16 protein-coding genes and 1 pseudogene are annotated in these 17,091 nt (G+C 47.9%); 1 reads left to right on the top strand and 16 read right to left on the bottom strand.

Going from position 1 to position 17,091, the window contains the following annotated elements; translation table 11 throughout:
- Positions 1–215: 215 nt before the first annotated feature.
- From AB4Z30_RS05045 to AB4Z30_RS05095, 11 genes and pseudogenes are all read right to left on the bottom strand, one after another.
- Entirely contained in the window at positions 216–941 is a 726-nt protein-coding gene (locus AB4Z30_RS05045; RefSeq protein ID WP_441923870.1) for a LutC/YkgG family protein, read from the bottom strand.
- A complete protein-coding gene (locus AB4Z30_RS05050) occupies positions 931–2,448 on the bottom strand; it encodes a LutB/LldF family L-lactate oxidation iron-sulfur protein (protein WP_441923872.1) in 1,518 nt (505 codons plus the stop codon). The genes AB4Z30_RS05045 and AB4Z30_RS05050 overlap by 11 nt, the downstream gene beginning before the upstream one ends.
- A complete protein-coding gene (locus AB4Z30_RS05055) occupies positions 2,445–3,173 on the bottom strand; it encodes a (Fe-S)-binding protein (RefSeq protein ID WP_441924225.1) in 729 nt (242 codons plus the stop codon). The genes AB4Z30_RS05050 and AB4Z30_RS05055 overlap by 4 nt, the downstream gene beginning before the upstream one ends.
- A gap of 50 nt (positions 3,174–3,223) precedes the next feature.
- Positions 3,224–3,985 carry a DeoR/GlpR family DNA-binding transcription regulator gene (locus tag AB4Z30_RS05060; protein ID WP_441923875.1) on the bottom strand — a complete coding sequence of 254 codons (762 nt, stop codon included), beginning with the start codon at positions 3,983–3,985 and terminating at the stop codon, positions 3,224–3,226.
- Between the two features lie 2 nt (positions 3,986–3,987).
- On the bottom strand, positions 3,988–5,484 hold the full coding sequence (locus AB4Z30_RS05065) for a rhamnulokinase (protein WP_441924227.1): 1,497 nt from the start codon (positions 5,482–5,484) through the stop codon (positions 3,988–3,990).
- Positions 5,485–5,792: 308 nt separating this feature from the next.
- Positions 5,793–6,317 (bottom strand): DUF2500 domain-containing protein, encoded by a 525-nt coding sequence (locus tag AB4Z30_RS05070; protein WP_441923877.1) that lies wholly within the window; start codon positions 6,315–6,317, stop codon positions 5,793–5,795.
- A 112-nt stretch (positions 6,318–6,429) separates the two neighbouring features.
- Positions 6,430–7,726 (bottom strand): annotated as a pseudogene (locus tag AB4Z30_RS05075) (M3 family metallopeptidase).
- A gap of 272 nt (positions 7,727–7,998) precedes the next feature.
- A complete protein-coding gene (locus AB4Z30_RS05080) occupies positions 7,999–8,358 on the bottom strand; it encodes a winged helix-turn-helix transcriptional regulator (protein ID WP_441923879.1) in 360 nt (119 codons plus the stop codon).
- Positions 8,359–8,657: 299 nt separating this feature from the next.
- Positions 8,658–9,221, bottom strand: a complete 564-nt coding sequence (hxlB, locus tag AB4Z30_RS05085) for a 6-phospho-3-hexuloisomerase (RefSeq protein WP_441923881.1) — start codon at positions 9,219–9,221, stop codon at positions 8,658–8,660.
- Between the two features lie 4 nt (positions 9,222–9,225).
- Positions 9,226–9,858: a 3-hexulose-6-phosphate synthase gene (gene hxlA, locus AB4Z30_RS05090; RefSeq protein ID WP_434751498.1), complete on the bottom strand. Its 633-nt coding sequence runs from the start codon at positions 9,856–9,858 to the stop codon at positions 9,226–9,228.
- 553 nt (positions 9,859–10,411) lie between these two features.
- On the bottom strand, positions 10,412–11,494 hold the full coding sequence (locus tag AB4Z30_RS05095; protein ID WP_441923883.1) for a lactonase family protein: 1,083 nt from the start codon (positions 11,492–11,494) through the stop codon (positions 10,412–10,414).
- 223 nt (positions 11,495–11,717) lie between these two features.
- Here AB4Z30_RS05095 and AB4Z30_RS05100 point away from each other — a divergent pair, with 223 nt between their 5' ends.
- Positions 11,718–12,647, top strand: coding sequence for an AEC family transporter (locus AB4Z30_RS05100; RefSeq protein WP_441923885.1), 930 nt, complete (start codon positions 11,718–11,720; stop codon positions 12,645–12,647).
- Here the strand turns inward: AB4Z30_RS05100 and AB4Z30_RS05105 are convergent.
- The 5 genes from AB4Z30_RS05105 to AB4Z30_RS05125 all read right to left on the bottom strand — a co-directional run bounded on the left by AB4Z30_RS05105 (position 12,625) and on the right by AB4Z30_RS05125 (position 16,897).
- Positions 12,625–13,221 (bottom strand): DUF2062 domain-containing protein, encoded by a 597-nt coding sequence (locus AB4Z30_RS05105; protein WP_441923887.1) that lies wholly within the window; start codon positions 13,219–13,221, stop codon positions 12,625–12,627. The genes AB4Z30_RS05100 and AB4Z30_RS05105 overlap by 23 nt on opposite strands.
- Before the next feature lie 59 nt (positions 13,222–13,280).
- Positions 13,281–13,739 (bottom strand): OsmC family protein, encoded by a 459-nt coding sequence (locus AB4Z30_RS05110; protein WP_441923889.1) that lies wholly within the window; start codon positions 13,737–13,739, stop codon positions 13,281–13,283.
- Between the two features lie 111 nt (positions 13,740–13,850).
- The gene (locus AB4Z30_RS05115) at positions 13,851–14,618 is read right to left on the bottom strand and encodes a DeoR/GlpR family DNA-binding transcription regulator (protein ID WP_441923891.1); all 768 of its coding nucleotides are present in this window, start codon (positions 14,616–14,618) and stop codon (positions 13,851–13,853) included.
- Positions 14,619–14,790: 172 nt separating this feature from the next.
- Entirely contained in the window at positions 14,791–15,924 is a 1,134-nt protein-coding gene (locus AB4Z30_RS05120) for an NADH-dependent flavin oxidoreductase (protein WP_441923893.1), read from the bottom strand.
- A gap of 295 nt (positions 15,925–16,219) precedes the next feature.
- Complete coding sequence (locus AB4Z30_RS05125) at positions 16,220–16,897, bottom strand: SOS response-associated peptidase (protein WP_441923895.1); 678 nt, start codon at positions 16,895–16,897, stop codon at positions 16,220–16,222.
- Between the last annotated feature and the right edge of the window lie 194 nt (positions 16,898–17,091).

A 17,091-nucleotide genomic window follows, 5' to 3' on the forward strand; every position in this document is an offset into this window, starting at 1 on the left:
ATTTAAAGTAAAAAAAATGGGCACTTCTCTATGTCTACCTTTACCATATCATTTCCAGTTCTAATCTTCAACTGTACTAAAGTTCTAGTTTCTCATCCCGGTATCCTCACTTCTCTAATAAAACAAAAACTGCCCTCGGCTGAAAATTCCACCATTAGGACAGTCCTATATTCACAAATTGCTACCCCGTTTCAGACGGGCAAGAGTTCGACGGACTAACCGACAATTAAGCCATACACAATGCCTGGGCCATGGACCCCGATAGTCAAATCATTCTCAATATCGGAGGAACGGCTGGGACCCGAAATAAAATGAATGCCTGCCGGTAGCTGCGCTCGTCCTGCTTGGTCGAAACGATTCAGTGTCTCTCCAAGCCTTGTATGAAGCCGTTCAACCGGAATAATCAGGATCAGCACGGTCGGCAGCAGGCTGACTGATCTTCCCTTCTCCGCGGAAGAAAGAACAGTCACAGAGCCTGTGTATGCCGTCGCATAATCTGCCATCACAACACCGATATCCGCTTCGGCCGCTCGGGCTTTCCAATCTACATCTGGGGCACTGTTCCACACTGAAACTTGTACATCCGGAAGCTGTTCCTCCAGCCCAAGATCGGTAAGCACCTGTTCATTCTGGCGAATCAGGTATTTCGCGCTTAATTCATGCGCTTTGTTCGCAATGAACTGTGCTACTTCTTCCATATTTGACATTCGGGCAATATGTGCACCGACGCTGACAAAGTTATCCGTAAACGCCTGGATTCGCTGCTCTTCATCCCATTCCAGCTCATTCCAGAAGTCCGGTGCACCTCGAAAAGCATGGGTCGGAGCGTGGCGCTGTCTAGGCCTTTTCAACTTGGCCGCGATATCATCCATAAATTTCTCTTGTCTATGCCGTGACTTTTCCTCCATAGCTGCAAGCCACTGCTGATGTTCACTTCCCATGCTTCAAGCCTCCTTCCCCGCGATCGCGAATAATCTGTTGCATACGCTCATGGACAGATGAATCCATAGCAGTATGCTGCTGATCCAACTCTTGCTCCAAGTTGTCCCATTGCTGCCGGAAAGATTTTTTCGCTAGACTGGGAGCCACTCTGTACGAATTCCAACCTTTAAGCGGACCCAGCTTTAACGAAATTCCATCATTACGAACAACTGCCTTCTGTCCAATCTGCCCAAGCCGAATAGCGACAGCAAAACGTTTGGAATTCGCCACAACAGCTGCAAATCCTCTCATTCCCATGCTCTCCAGCTTATCTCCATGGCCGTTTTCAACTTTACGTCTGCGTAAATAAACGAGCATGTCATGCAATGGGATCTTGACGGGACAAGCTTCATAACAAGCACCGCACAGACTCGATGCACTTGCAATATCGTTCCACTCCTCAATGTTACCGTTTAAAGAGGGAGTCAGCACGGCTCCAATCGGGCCACTGTAGGTTCCGCCATAAGCATGACCGCCAATGTGCCTGTACACGGGACAGGCATTAAGACATGCTCCGCAGCGAATACAGTTCAGCAGTTCCTGGAACTCAGGATCACCAAGTTGCAGAGATCGGCCATTATCCACGATAATGATATGCATCTCATCCGGACCATCCGCATCCGCCGAGCGACGAGGACCTGTAATCCCCGACATGTACATCGTAAGCTTTTGCCCAGTGGCAGAGCGCGGCAACAAGGTTGCCATGACTTCAAGGTCTGCCCATGACGGAATGATGCGCTCCATGCCCATCAGTGTAATCTGTGTTTTCGGCACGGTAGATACCATACGGGCATTGCCTTCATTTTCAAATAAAACCATCGAACCGGTCTCCGCAATCGCAAAATTGCAACCTGTCAAACCAATATCCGCCTCCAAAAATTTTTCACGCAACTTCTTGCGGACAAATCCGGCCAGCACTGTCGTATCCGGCTCCAACACCTCTCCAGCTTCCTTGGACAGCAGCTCGGCAATTTGGTATCTGTTTTTGTGAATCGCCGGAATGACGATATGAGAGGGCGCTTCACCCGCAAGCTGTATGATGTATTCGCCAAGATCGGTTTCAATGGCTTCAATGCCTGCCGTTTCCAGCACATGGTTCAGATGCACTTCTTCCGACACCATGGATTTGGACTTCACCACGCTTGCAGCTTGTTTATGAACCGCAATGTCCAGTGCGATTGACGCTGCTTCCGCAGAAGTATCTGCAAAATGGATATGCACACCGTTCGCACGGGCGTTGTTCACGAACTCATTCAAGTAATAATCGAGATGCGCAATCGTATGCAGACGGATCTGACGTCCACGCTCCCGCCATTCTTCCCAGTTACCATGCTCTTCCGAGGCTGCCTTCTTGCCATTACGCAAACGTTCTGTCGTAAACTTCACGGCTTTGCGAAGAAAATCATCATTCAGTGCCAAACCTGCACGGGATTTGACCGTTTCATTCATAACACCCGGTTGGCTCATCCGGTCTGCACCCCCTCATATAACAGTTCAGCCAGATGCATCACGCGTACAGGCTCGTTTCTGTACCGAAGGTTGCCCGCAATATTCATCAGACAAGCCATGTCTAACCCAACAAGAACTTCGGCTTGTGTTTCTTTGACATGATCCACCTTCTCTGTCACCATTGCTCCAGAAATATCCGACATTTTGATCGCAAATGTACCTCCAAATCCGCAGCAATCCTCTGCATGAGGCAATGGAACCAATTCCAGTCCCTTTACTTTGGAAAGTAAAGCCAGCGGTTCATCCTTCACACCAAGCAGACGGCTGCCGTGACAGGAAGGATGGTACGTTACCTTATGTGGGAATTGAGCGCCGACATCCGTCACACCCAGCACCTGTACGAGAAATTGCGTGAACTCGTAAGCCTTGGCTTCAAGTCTTTTCGCTTTTTCCAGCCATTTCGGCTCATCTGCAAATAGCTCGGGGTAATGATGAATCATATAGGTACATGAGCCTGATGGACACACGACAAAGTCACTGTCGTCAAACGCCTCTAATATTGTTTTGGCAGCAACACGAGTCTCATCCCAGTATCCACTATTATACGAGGGCTGACCACAACACGTCTGTACCTGTGGAAACTCCAGCCGAACGCCGTGAGCAGCAAGCAATCGAACCATCGCCTCTCCCACTCGGGGGTAGATGGCATCACTCAGGCAGGTTATAAACAAGGAGACTTTCATCATTACACGCTCCAATTAATAATTTATTTCGGATGAACACTCCGTTATCGTTATACCGTGCGAACCTGTAAATGATACGCACTGCACAGGGAAGTCTGCTCTTCACTCAAGGGTTCATCGGTAATAATGGTGTGCACACCGTGCAACCCCGTCACACGAGCGAAAGCCCTAATACCGAACTTGCTCGCATCAGCCAGCAGAATTACCTGATCTGCGATCCCCACCATCGTCTGCTTCAATCTGGCTTGAAGCTCATTGGATTCACTGATACTACCACTTTCGAGGTGTACACCCTTGCAAGATAAAAACAGTTTGTCAACATGGTAGGTTTCCAGCGAACGCTCTGCGAGTGGTCCTACAAAGGATAAGGAACGAGATGCCAACTGTCCTCCGGTGGAGATCACTTCAATGTTGTCCCGACTGCTTAATTCCGTGGCGACTTGAATCGAGTTGGTTAACACGGTTAGCGGCATATCTGGCATATTGGCGGCCATATAACCTGCTGTTGTGCTGGCATCTAGCAAAATGCGATCCCCAGCTTCAATCAACGCCAAAGCCGCATCGGCAATCCGTTTTTTCTCCAACGCGTGTGTTGTTTCACGAATTCGGTAAGGAATCTCCGGCTGATCTTCCTTTACGCTGACAGCTCCGCCGTGTGATCTGCGCAACCTGCCGGCCTGTTCCAACCGATCCAGATCACGGCGAATGGTCTCTTCGGTTACTCGGCAGCGCTCACTAAGCTCGGATACTCGCATGCTACCCTTGATATTCACTAACTCCACAATCCGGTCATATCGTTCCGCCGCGAGCATGTCTACACCTCACTCCCGGTTTCTGCCCCCGGCAAAACAGCCGTTATTCGCAGAAATCGTTCATAGGCTTCTGCCCATGTAGACCTGTCTTGTGGCTCATATTCCTTTACCGGAAATGAATCTCGAATAACGCGGCGTGCTTCCCAAATATCCTTAAACGCTCCGCTTGCGATCCATTGCACAGCCATATTCCCGATGGCACTTCCTTCCGCCGGGCCTGCCCATACGGGCTTGCCGATGGAGTTCGCTGTCCACTGGCATAACAGTTCATTCTGAATGCCACCACCCACCATATGCAATCCGCTGAATGACTGGTCTGACAGCTGCTCCGTCCACTGCAGAACCCTACGGTATTTCAAAGCAAGACTTTCCAGAATGGCTCTGGCTATACTGCCCTGATCCTCTGGAACACGCTGTCCTGTCTTCTGGCAATATTGACGAATGCGTTCTGTCATATTGCCAGCGGGCAGAAACAACTCATCATCCGGATCGAAAAGGCTGGTAAACGCCGGAGCCCTCTCTGCCTTCGCCAGTAATGATGCATAACTGATTGCTTGCCCTTCGCGCTCCCACTGTCGCATGCATTCTTGCAAAATCCAGAGCCCCATAATGTTTTTGAGGAGTCGATATGTGCCGCCTGCTCCACCCTCATTCGTAAAGTTCAATGCCAGACTCTCGGCTTTGATCACTGGTTCATCAAGCTCGGTTCCCATCAGAGACCATGTTCCGCAGCTTAGATAAACAAAGCTTCGTTCCGTCGCTGGAACCGCCACCACCGCCGATCCGGTATCATGCTCCGCTACAGCCAGAACGGGAATAGACCCAAGGCCGATATCATCGCGTATGCTGCTACGCAGCTGTCCAACAGGGGTCCCGGGCAAAACTACATCTCCGAAATATTGGTCTGAAACACCAATATGGGTGAGAAGTTCACGGTCCCATTGTCCAAGCAGAGGATTATATAACTGTGTCGTTGTGGCATTGGTGAACTCATTCACCGCTTCCCCAGTGAGAAAATACCTTAACAAATCAGGGATCATTAAAAAACGCTCCCCTTCACGCAATAATGGAGAATCACCTCGCTTAAGTGCTGCAAGCTGATACAATGTATTAAACGGTAGAAACTGTATCCCTGTACGTTCAAAAATTCGCTTTGCCGTTAACTCCTGACAGACCCTATCCATTACACCGTTAAACTGTGTGTCACGATAATGATAGGGATTACCGAGTAGTTCACCGTTGCTGCCGAGCAAACCAAAATCCACGCCCCAAGAGTCAATCCCCAGACTCTCCGGTACTTCACCTTGTTGTTTTACAAGCGTCAACCCCTGAAGCACTTCATGATGCAGCCGCAATATATCCCAGTGCATCCGTTCTCCGACTTTTACAGGTTCATTTTTGAAGCGATGAATTTCCCGGGTTTCGATCCCTCGATCATTCAACTTCCCCAGTATAGCTCTGCCGCTTCCCGCACCCAGATCATAAGCCAGCACACCCACTGTTTTCCCACCTTCCGGTAAGTTATCGTTTTCCAACCTTCATATCTATCTTGGAACCTGAAGTCAAATCACACTGATCGACCACCATGACTTATACCGTAATTTCCACTTAACCCTTTTCCTTCTATAGCGATTTCATCTTTACTTCCCGCCTGAATATCTCTTTGTTTTCTTTTGTTTAATACTGTTTAGTTTTATTTAACGAGTATATCATCATTGTAAGCGTTTGAATACCCATGAATATCCGCTTTCTCCATCCCACAACAAAAACGACTCTCTCCCTTTCGGGAGGAGCCGCTGCTTCATTTTCACATATAAAAACGTTCATTCTTCGTGCCAGATTGCCCTGACTGAGGTTGGATATCGCGTTCAAAATGTTTAAAGCGTGTACCCTGATAGGTTAACATGCCTCGATCCTGCTCCACCAGCATACCGTACATTTGACCGCCAACATTTAACTCCAGACGTTCTCCATTGTCAAACTCAAAGGTTACGTAATAACTCGTTCTCGCACTGCTGTCCCCGCTTCCACCACGAACCTCGGTTCTTTTCGTCACAACTCTGGAATGTAAGGTCAGTACAGCTGAAGCATTGTTCGAAGACCAGGTCCGCACACCTGAAAAGATGGCATAGACGATCCCGCCCGCTACAATCAGAAACCCGATGCCGATCAAAATAGGGACAATCGTGCCCATCGCTCCAAGCTCATTGAACCCAGAAAAAAAACCGCTCTGATTGCCTTCAAATCCCGGCACGCCGCTCATATCATCGAATCCACCGAAGCCATCTACACTTAACTGGCCTATTGACGAAAATATGCCCGTAACCGCCATAACGCATCGATCCTTTCCACACGCAATATAACCCCGTTATTCTTTTCCCGTTCGCAGCGTGTTACATTGGCAGACAACCCTTCTGCCTTGTCCATATACTATATGAGCCGGATCAGGAATACAGACGTTCAAGTTCGTCAACAAGACTGCCGACATAAGCAACCGCAGTGCGGATCGGTTCAGGTCCGGACATGTCTACACCTGCAAGCTTCATCAGTTCCTGCGGCGGGAGACTTCCCCCGGATTTTAGCGCTTCAAGCCAGCGATCCACTGCAGGCTGTCCTTCTTCTCTGATCTTCTGCGCAGCTGCTGTTGACGCTGTTAAACCTGCTGCATACGTGTACGGATATAAGCCCATATAATAATGGGGCTGTCTCATCCACGTCAGCTTGGCACCTTCGTCCACCACCAGCTCAGGCCCCCAGAACTCTGAGAGAATCGCACCTTTCAGTTGTAATCGCTGGACTGAATTCTGGATCAAGCGGAGCCTTAAGATCACAAAACATCAGTTTATCGAGTCCAAGCTCACGTTTTTTGAGCGCTGCCAGTCTGCGCATATGCGGAGCAAGTTCCTTTTGAATAATATCCAGAACGTTATTGTACATCTCCTTGCTCACTTGCTGCGGAGCCAGTAGCATGTCCGTCACATCTTCATATCCGCGCAGACGGGATAAGACCACCTGTTTCTTCACCTCGGTAGCATATCCTTCAGCAAACGTATTTTTGTATTGATTCAACGTTGCGTTAAAGGATGCGTAAGCGGAGCGGCGCAGCTCAGTATCGGGTGACATCTCGTAATTATTTTCGTAAAAAGACCATGATAAGGGACGGGACTGATCCTCACAATCCAGCGCTTCATCAAAAGACATATCTGCCAGCTTGCCGCGCTGATAGATTCGATAGGGCGAATCCAGCACCTCGCCGAGTGAAGCAAGCACTTTCTCGGTTTCAGGCGAAAGCCGGTGAGCTTTTTCCTCCATCAGCCTTGCCAGACTACGCTTGTACGGTGCCAGACCTGGAAGCTCACTCAAATACTGCTCAATCATGCCTTCTGGCAGGGAAACAATCTCGGAGTTGACAAATGACAGGCTGGACGACAGGTTGGACAGAATATCACCAGCTTTAGCAGCATTCTCAATATTCACCGGGTTTGTGCTGTCCTCAGACTGTTTTAGACGCGCATAAGCAGCGGCCTTGCCGATCCGTTCCTGTAAAGTTTCACGGGCATCCAGGCAAGAGAGCAATTGCTGAGCACTTTGCCCCAGTGTACCTTTGAAAGTTTCGATATCAGCAGCGGCACCCGGCAGGGATAGAAGCTCCTGTTCCCATTCCGTATCGGTTGTAAACAGATCGCTCAGATCCCAGGTCGCTTCCACCACAACATCAGCGCGTGTACGTATTTTTTCCATCTCGATTGTCATCCTCCTTGCATTTCCAATATCTCTCATCGTATCATAATCCGCTAATCCATACATGACATCTATTGATTATGAGACTTTTGATTTAAATCTGGAGAAATCAATCCGGCTGGAAAAGCAAAAAAAACGTCAAGCCCCGGATGAGTCCAGTTTACTTGACGTCTCTTTTATCTCATTTGTGTTGGATAAGGTTTTAGGTTTGTTGGAGTTATTTATTTCTGTTACTTAGAAAAAAGTCCATTTAGACAGCATTTAGACGGCGTTTAGTCCGCTTTCCAGATGACATTTTCACCATAGTTTTTACCCCAGTTATACATGGCATGCAATACTGGCATTAAACTCTGACCATGGTCTGTAAGCGAGTATTCGACTCGAGGCGGAACCTCGGCGTACACCTTGCGCTCAACAAGTTTGTCTTCCTCCAGCTCTCGTAGCTGATTTGTCAGCATCTTTTGCGTAATATGGGGGATCAGGCGTTTCAACTCACTGAAACGTTTGGTGCCCTCCAGACCCAGATGCCAAAGTATAATCAGCTTCCACTTGCCACCGATCACCGCCAGCGTTAATTCCTTTTCGCAGTTGATTTCTTTTAGATTAATACGTTCCTTGACTTCAGACGCCATGGCTCCAAGCCCCCTTTATCTCGTAAATATATAAGTTCAAAATAAAGATTTTACACAGTCCACTCCGTTAAAGTATAAAAAGAATCGCTCAACTTATATAATTCATCTTTTAAGAGTGATTCCCTATCGACCAATATGTGTACTATATCAAACTCTAATACTTCATTTTACTACAGCAAGGACAGAATGCAAATTCGCTCATCTTTTTCACAGAAAAGACCGCAATCCTCTGCATTTGCACAGGACTCCGGTCTATTTCATTTTTTAGCTATATAAAACGCACGAGCATTTCAATCGAACTACTCCAGATTTGCGTGACGACTGAACATATCCGCACCGGTCATGCCTTTCATTTCCATCATGGTGAGGATCAGCGCATCCATGCTTAACAACAGGCTTTGTTCAAACAAGGAACCCATGGGCTGGATGGTAACATCCGCTCCAGCTTCCGCTGTATCCTCTTTCGCTGAGGCTGGCAGACGCACAACTGCTTGGGCCATCTGCGCAATCGTGGACTCCGGCTTAATCGTGATTAAGCCTACAGGTGCGCCCGCTTGATTTGCTTTCCGTGCCATCGCGGCTAGACTTCCTGTCTCTCCAGAGCCCGAACATAACAGCAGGAAATCCGCTGAGCTAATCCCTGGTGTTACGGTCTCACCCACCACGTAAACGGCAAGTCCCATCTGCATCAATCGCATCGCAAAAGCTTTTCCCATCAGCCCCGAACGACCTGCCCCGGCTACAAAAATATGCTCTGCAGCCAGCAGTTGCTCTGCCATCTCCTGCATCTCGGCATCGTCAATCTGACTTAAGGTGCGCTCCAATTCCTTCAAGATTTCTGCGGTGTATGGTCTGCTGCTCATAAGCTTATCCTTGTTTTACAAGGCGCTGCATTTCAGATGCCACAGCCGCTTTATCCGCTTGTCCTGTGATTCCGCCGCCAACAATAACCAGGTCAGGTTGTGCTTTGATTACTTCTGGCAATGTATCCAACTTGATACCACCAGCGACGGCAGTTTTTGCATTTTTCACTGCACCTTTGATCGTTTGCAGGTCTTCGAACGGGCTTTGGCCAACGGCTTGCAGATCATAACCGGTGTGAACACAGATGTAGTCTACGCCTAGAGCGTCCACTTCACGGGCACGTTGTTCCAGGTTAGGTACGTTGATCATGTCCACGAGAACTTCTTTATTTTGTTTTTTCGCTTCTTCTACTGCGCCTTTGATCGTCATATCGTTGCTTGCACCCAGAACGGTAATGAGATCCGCGCCAGCCTCTGCCGCCTTCATAATTTCATATCCGCCAGCGTCCATAATTTTCAAGTCAGCGAGTACTTGCAGGTTAGGGTAAGCTTCTTTCATTGCTTTTACAGCATGCAAACCTTCGTTAATGATAATCGGTGTGCCGATCTCAACGATATCAATATATTGTTCAACTTCTTTAACCAGTGCGATACCTTCCGGGATGTTAACCAAATCAAGTGCGAGTTGTAATTTCATGTTATATGTCTCCTTTGTTATTGAAGTATAAGTAATGGTGCTATATAAGTGGAACTAAAGATTTTACACAATCCACTATGATGACAGAATAACCTCCCAATCGCTGTTATCCCCAGATTTTTTCTGTCCTCTCCGTTAAAGTGTAAAAGAAGTGTTCAACTTCTATAGATCCAAATGTTTGTTCTTACCGCCACCATTTCTTGGCTGATACCAGCATCTCGTAATGGTGGTTGCTAGTTCATTGTAGAGCCTGACTATCTATTCAGGAAGTACGCACTTTCAAGTGGGGTAGTTACTTCGAGGAAACTATTGAATTTATATCTCTGTTATACGAATTTAATTCCAAAAAAACATCCATCTTATGTAACTCCATAATCTAGGTCATATTCATAGTTATCAACCTATTCCTAATGTAGGATCAATCCATAAGTTCAATTCAGCATCTCTTTCTTTGTTTTAGAAAAAAGAAAAACCCTACCTTCCCAGGCAGGGTTTCTCTACATCTTCGTACTAGCGTAAGCTGTATGTTGATCTCTTCTTTTATATAAACCTATTACAGATATACAGGTATCACACATACCGGTTTGGATACACCTGTACTATGACCTGTGTATTTCAGGCGACCGCTCTCCTGATCTACCGTAAAAGTAACCATGTTGTTGGTATCACGGTTAGCTGCGATCAGCATTTTACCGTTCGGTGTCAAAGCGAAATGACGCGGGTGCTGTCCTTCTGCGGAGACATGCTCTACCAGGGTCAGATGACCTTTGTCAGCATCTACTGCAAATACTACGATGCTGTCATGTCCACGGTTGGAACCATACACAAAACGGCCATCGTTCGAAACCGTGATTTCAGCAGTAGTATTCTCAGCGCCGTCATAGCCGTCAGGAAGCGTCGAAATATTGGAGATTTCAGTCAGCGTACCCGCAGCTGCATCATACTTGTAAGATGTGACAGACGAATCCACTTCGTTGATCACATAGGCATACTGACCATTCGGATGGAACGCCAAATGGCGTGGTCCTGCGCCCGGATGAGTCTTCGTTTCACTGTGAAGTACCAGTTCATTTGCACCAGCGTTAATGGAGTAGATCGCAATTTTATCCGCTCCAAGATCCTGTACCGTCATATATTTTCCGTCAGGGCTGAAGAATGCGGAGTGCACATGTGGCTTGTCCTGACGTTCAGGATGCGCACCATGGCCCTCATGTTTCTTCTCATCCAGCAGGGCTCCAACCTCACCATTGTCTGTGAGTGCCTGGAGACCGACCAATCCACCGTGATAGCTGGAGAGGATCAAATATTTACCGGAAGGGTCACGCTGGATGTGGCACGGTGGAGCAGAGATGGAGTCCTTGCGATTCAGCAAAGTCAATTTACCTGTGGAAGGATCTACGCTGAGCGCCACCGCTTCCGACATTTTATTGCCTTCGGCAGATGCCGTTTCACCAATGGCATAAAGCTTGTTTGCTTCCGCATCCACGTTCACAAACGTCGGGTTTTTCACACCCGCAATGCCGTCCAGCTTCGCCAGACTGCCTGTATCCTCATTTAATTCATATGCGTAAATGCCCTCATTTTCCGCTTCGGCATAAGAGCCGACTAGCACGAGCAAGCGTTTTGATTCACTCATTATAGTTTCCTCCTCTATGTGTATGTAATCTTGTTGCACCTCTTCTATAATAAATCTGCCATATCAAAATAGCAATCTGACCCCTGTTCGCTCCACCGGATCCCCGGCATGATGAATGCAATATGATCCTTATTCGTACAAGCATTATGCCCTTATACATTCAACTGTCGAGCATTTCCTGCTATGATAAGATAGGTTTTTCATCCAGAAAGGACTGAACAGATTGTTTACCTCGTTTTTCATTACGCTCTACCATGTATTTCTGCCCATATCCCTGCCAGTGATTGGCGGAGTGTTGTTAAAAAACTTCAGAGATTGGGATACACGGCCACTATCAACATTTTCACTCTACATTTTAAGCCCTGCGCTCATCTTCCATACCCTGCTGCATGCAGAGATTACCTGGACCGATGTCACAAGCACCTTTTGGTTCTCCATCCTCAATCTGGTTGCCCTCTGGGCCCTTGCCGAGTTGCTGAGCCGGATGTTTGGTCTGGGTGCACCGGAAAAAGCAGGTCTGACCCTCGTCTCCACATTTACCAACTGTGTGAATTACGGGCTCCCGCTTGTCCTGCTTGCCTTCGGTCAATTTGGACTGGACAAGGCTTCGGTTTATGTGATTGGACAGATGATTATTGTCAATACGGTAGGTATTTTCTTTGCAGCAAGATCCGAATTCACTGTAAAAAACGCGCTGCTTTCCGTTTTCCGCATGCCAACAATCTATGCAGCAGTTATCGCTCTCATCCTGCGCAGCTCCGGCATACATCTGCCCGAGGCACTGGATGGGGGCATCTCGATGATGGCAGCCGGTTATTCTCCCATTGTTCTGGCGATCCTTGGCGCACAGATGCTCAGGTCCAAAGGAGATAAAGCACCTTGGCAGTCTAACGTCCGTAAGGCATTCTGGGCAGGGCTTGTCGTGCGGCTAGCTGCAGCACCTCTCTTGGCTTGGCTTATTCTGAAAGCACTACAAGTCGAAGGGACATTATTTCCCGTGCTGCTCATCCTTGCATCCATGCCAACCGCAGTGAACGCCGTTATTCTGGCTGAACAGTTCGGTGCTTCTCCACAATTTGTATCCCGTTGTATTCTGTGGACTACCGCTGCATCCATGGTCATCCTGCCGATTATGATTGTGATGTCTTCCTGATCAGTACTGACGAGGTGCCGCCGCTAGAGGCGTTCGCCGCTTGGCGGCGCTTCTCCAGCCGGCGTTCATGCCGCCGATCAAGGGCTCTGACATAGAAATATTTCACAACAAAATACGAAATGAATCCCAGGATTAAACCGAGCATGCTCATCCCTGCCAAAATATCGAGACCGCCGAGCAGCAATTCACTTACCGCCGACCAGTTTCCGTGAAACAGTTCCCTCCATGCACTCTCATGCATAGGTCCCTGCCCCATACTATGTGCGGGCAAAATCCATGAACCAATCTGTTTTGCCAGTGGCATGAGGATAATTGGTAAAAACGTCAGCTTGCCTACGACATTACCTACAATGGCTGCAGGCATGGAACCTCCAGCCAGACGCACAATCGGATAAAACACGAGATAAATTAGGGAAGCGGTCGAGATTACGATTAGTTCAAGACCAAAACCTATGGCAAATCCGGTAGATACCTTGTGGGCACCGCCCGGAGCACGTAAAAGTTTGAGAAAATTCAGTTTCATCGCACGAGTCAAACGTGCCATTCGATTAGGTTTGCGCTTCTGGTTCTTCATCCTGAATTTCTCCTTATTTTGCACAAATGACGAATAATGTCGTCTACCCATCGATTATATCACACTGCATCAGCTCCAGTGGTTACAATCACGGGACGGGTTTCCATCGTCACATTACCCGCTACAGCGCGGGATATCATACAAGATGCCTCCGCCTTATGTGCCAGTTTCTCGGCTTTGCTCAAGTCCGATTCGGATGCATCGTGTGGAAGCACAATTCGTGGTCGATGCACGATTCGTTCATACGTAAAGACGTTATTTGTCACATCCACCGTTGCCTCCGATTCCAGCGTCAACTCATCCGGCGTAATATCTGAACGTTCCAGCATCGCGGCCAGGGTGATCAGATAGCAGGTTGCCGCTGCCCCTAGCAGCATCTCGTCCGGATTGGTTCCTGTACCAGGACCGCCCATCTCCTGCGGGATGGAAATGACTGTTTTTAAACCGCCTGCATCAATCGTGCCCTCACTGTTACGTCCGCCATTCCAAACCGCTTTTAAGTGAAACGGATGTTTCATTGCCATCGATCCTTTCTATGATAAGTTGAAATAAATACATTTACACAGACACTCCGATGACATGTAAAAGACCCATTCTACTTATCTAAAATTCATAATCTTAATTTGGACTCACACACGTATACACGTAATTTGAAGTTCATTTAAAGCGTCAACATGTTCGTCCTGCACAGCCTGATCGGTAATCACCTTCCCGACACTCTCCATGCCGGCCACTCTAGTAAAAGCCTGAATATTAAACTTGCTCGAATCGGCTAGCAAAATAACTTCGTCCGCAATCTGGATCATCTTCTGCTTCACCAAAGCTTGTAATTCATTCGACTCGCTGATGCCCTTGGTCAGATGTACGCCTTTGCAGGACAAAAACACCTTATCTACATGATACGCATCCAGCGAGCGCTCTGCTAGCGGCCCGACAAAAGACAGGGATTTCGAAGCAAGCTGTCCACCTGTGGCAATAACACGAATCTGTTCCTTTGTGCTAAGCTCCGCGGCAACCTTGATCGAGTTGGTTAACACTGTAAGTGGAATATTCGGCAGTCCGGCTGCCATATACCACGCCGTTGTACTCGCATCCAGGGCAATCCGGTCACCCGGTTCCACCAACTTCACCGCTTCACCAGCAATACGGCGTTTCTCATCTGCATGAGCAACAGCTCGCTCAGGGTAAGGAATCTCGGATTGCAATTCATCCTTGTATTTCACGCTTACCGCTCCGCCATGGGAGCGTCTTAGCCTGCCCGCCTGCTCCAGCTTGTCCAGGTCACGGCGAATCGTCTCTTCCGTCACCCCGCAACGCTCACTAAGCTCGGTAACACGCATGCTTCCCTGCGCATCTACCCATTCCACAATTTTCTCATATCGTTCCGCAACGAGCATCCTTCATCCACTCCAAACCGTTATTATACCAATGAATCCTGTCATCCCATCATATCATAGAGCGGTCAGAAGGAGAATTTCAGACCTTTGCAAGAAATGACATTCAACAAACATTCAGGCTTATATGCAAAAGAGGAGGCTTTCGCCCCCTCAGTTTAGTCATTACGATGAATTATTTATCGTCTGCCATAGGGAACCAGCCCGGTGTATGGATAATGGCATTCCACAATCCGTCAGGGATCACCAGACGTTCCTGATCCGATTTTGTCAGAATGGTCTCAATATCCTCTTCACGGCCGCTCTCGATTTTCTCGACCCAATCCGGCTCGATAATCAGCTCTCGACCAATCGCCAGCAGTGGAACACCAGACTCCAGCGCTTCCGCGGCCTCATCTGCGGTATGAATCGCTCCTACGCCGATCACAGGCACTTTACCACCGACGCGATCCAGAATATATTCGATTCTGGCACGTTTGTCCTCTTCACCACGTCTTGGCTTCGACCAGAATTCACTCAAGGAAACATGCAGATAGTCGAGGTTTTTGTCTTTCAAAGCATCAATCAGTGCGTACGTATCCTCCATCGTCAGCCCAGGCGTCTCAGGCTCTTCCGGCGAGAAGCGGTAACCGACAATGAACGGAAGCTTGGTATGCTCAGCAACGACACGCTGCACTTCGTCTACCACAGCGAGCGGGAACGCCAAACGTTTCTCAACACTGCCACCCCAGCGGTCTTCACGGCGATTGGAATGTGGAGAGAAAAATTGCTGGATCAGATAACCATTCGCGCCATGAATTTCAATACCATCAAAACCGGCTTCAATCGCACGGCGAGTCGCTTCACCAAAATCACGGATGACCGATGTGATCTCTTCGTCTGTCATTTCTCTCGGCTCCGGTGAACCTGGACGTTCACTTGCGATTGCACTAGGTGCAACCACTTGGCCAGCAGGAACCGCCTGCGCCGGTGTCAGACGTCCTGCATGGAACATTTGCAGTACAGCAACAGAACCTTGCTGTTTAATCGTTTCAGCCAGTCGTTTCAGGCCTGGAACAAAGCTGTCATCATAAGAACCAAATTGAGCGGGAAATCCAATGCCGTTAGGCGTAACATGCGTTACTGCTGTAACCGACATACCAGCTCCGCCCGTTCGACGCGCATAGTAAGCAAGCTCAGCATCCGATACTGTGCCATCTGGATTAGAGGACATATGAGTCATAGGAGCAAGCACGATCCGGTTTTTCAGTGTAATGCCGCTGCTTGGCAGTGAAACTTGTTCAAACATTTTCGAATACTTTGGATTCATTCGTGGTTCCCTCCTGATATTATATCTCTTTAAATAGATATATGGATATATACATTCAACTACTGTAATTATTATAATTACGTTTCAACTCAATTGCAACTTTTCTTTTTCCATTCCTTGTCAGCCTACAACGGAAACGATGACACATGTAGAAAAGGACAGGGTGTCCTCAGACGCCCCATCCCGTTTTTTAACCATTTCCAGAGTTCAAAAACTCAGAAACCAAAAACATAACGTAGCTACATCTCCAGAAAACCTCGATAATACCTTAGGCATCCCTCAGTTAAGTCATTCCTCAGTAACTCCGCACGTAAGCCAGCTTCTGCTCCATCTCTTCCACACATTCATAACAATCATGTTCGTCGTTCGCCACCATCGGCGTGACCGGGTATAGATTCATCTCTGTGCGATTGTATGTTTTAAGCAGTGGCAACAACTGTGTAACTCTGGTATTGGCCGGATCAAGCCAGGTGTTGATCTCATCATCCATGAGAATAGCCGGCATCTTACTGCCAAACTCACGAGTCGCCAGATTCGCGCCTGCCATGAGCATCGTACAGGTGCGGAGCGGTTGTTTACGTGTATCTTTCCAGATTTCATAAAGTCCAGCAATGCCAAAAAGTCCGCGATCCGGCATGACAACACGCACTGCGTAACGCTTCTTGCCTTCTTGTCGCCAGTAATACAGCCCATTGCAAGGAATTACACAACGTTTGGTCTCCACCAACTTATAATACGCGGGGTTTTCATGCACAGTCATTAAGTTGGCATTCACCGCATCCCTCCCCCAGAACGGAATGAATCCCCAACGGAATTCATCCAGCACACGTTCTCCATCCTGATGCAGAATGATTGGCGTATGTTGCGTTGGACTGATATTATAGCGATTTTTATAGTAATACATAACCCGTTGTACCTTGAAATGATCCCGAACTTCATCCAGATCAGCCGCGAGTGAAAAACGTTCGCACATCCCTATGCACTCCTTTTTCCTAGTAAGGTTGAGTGTATTATTTGTGAGTTAAGGGAATTTATGCATACGTTCCCCAGACAGAAAGCGACTTGTTGTGACAACATTCCTTTGTGGCACAGGTTTTTTTCCTTTTTTTCATAACAAAAACAACGACTTGAGACTCATTTCAGGTACACATTTCCTTGTTACTATAA

Origin of the sequence: Paenibacillus sp. 2TAF8, from assembly GCF_052114825.1 — a bacterium.
Taxonomy (GTDB): domain Bacteria; phylum Bacillota; class Bacilli; order Paenibacillales; family Paenibacillaceae; genus Paenibacillus.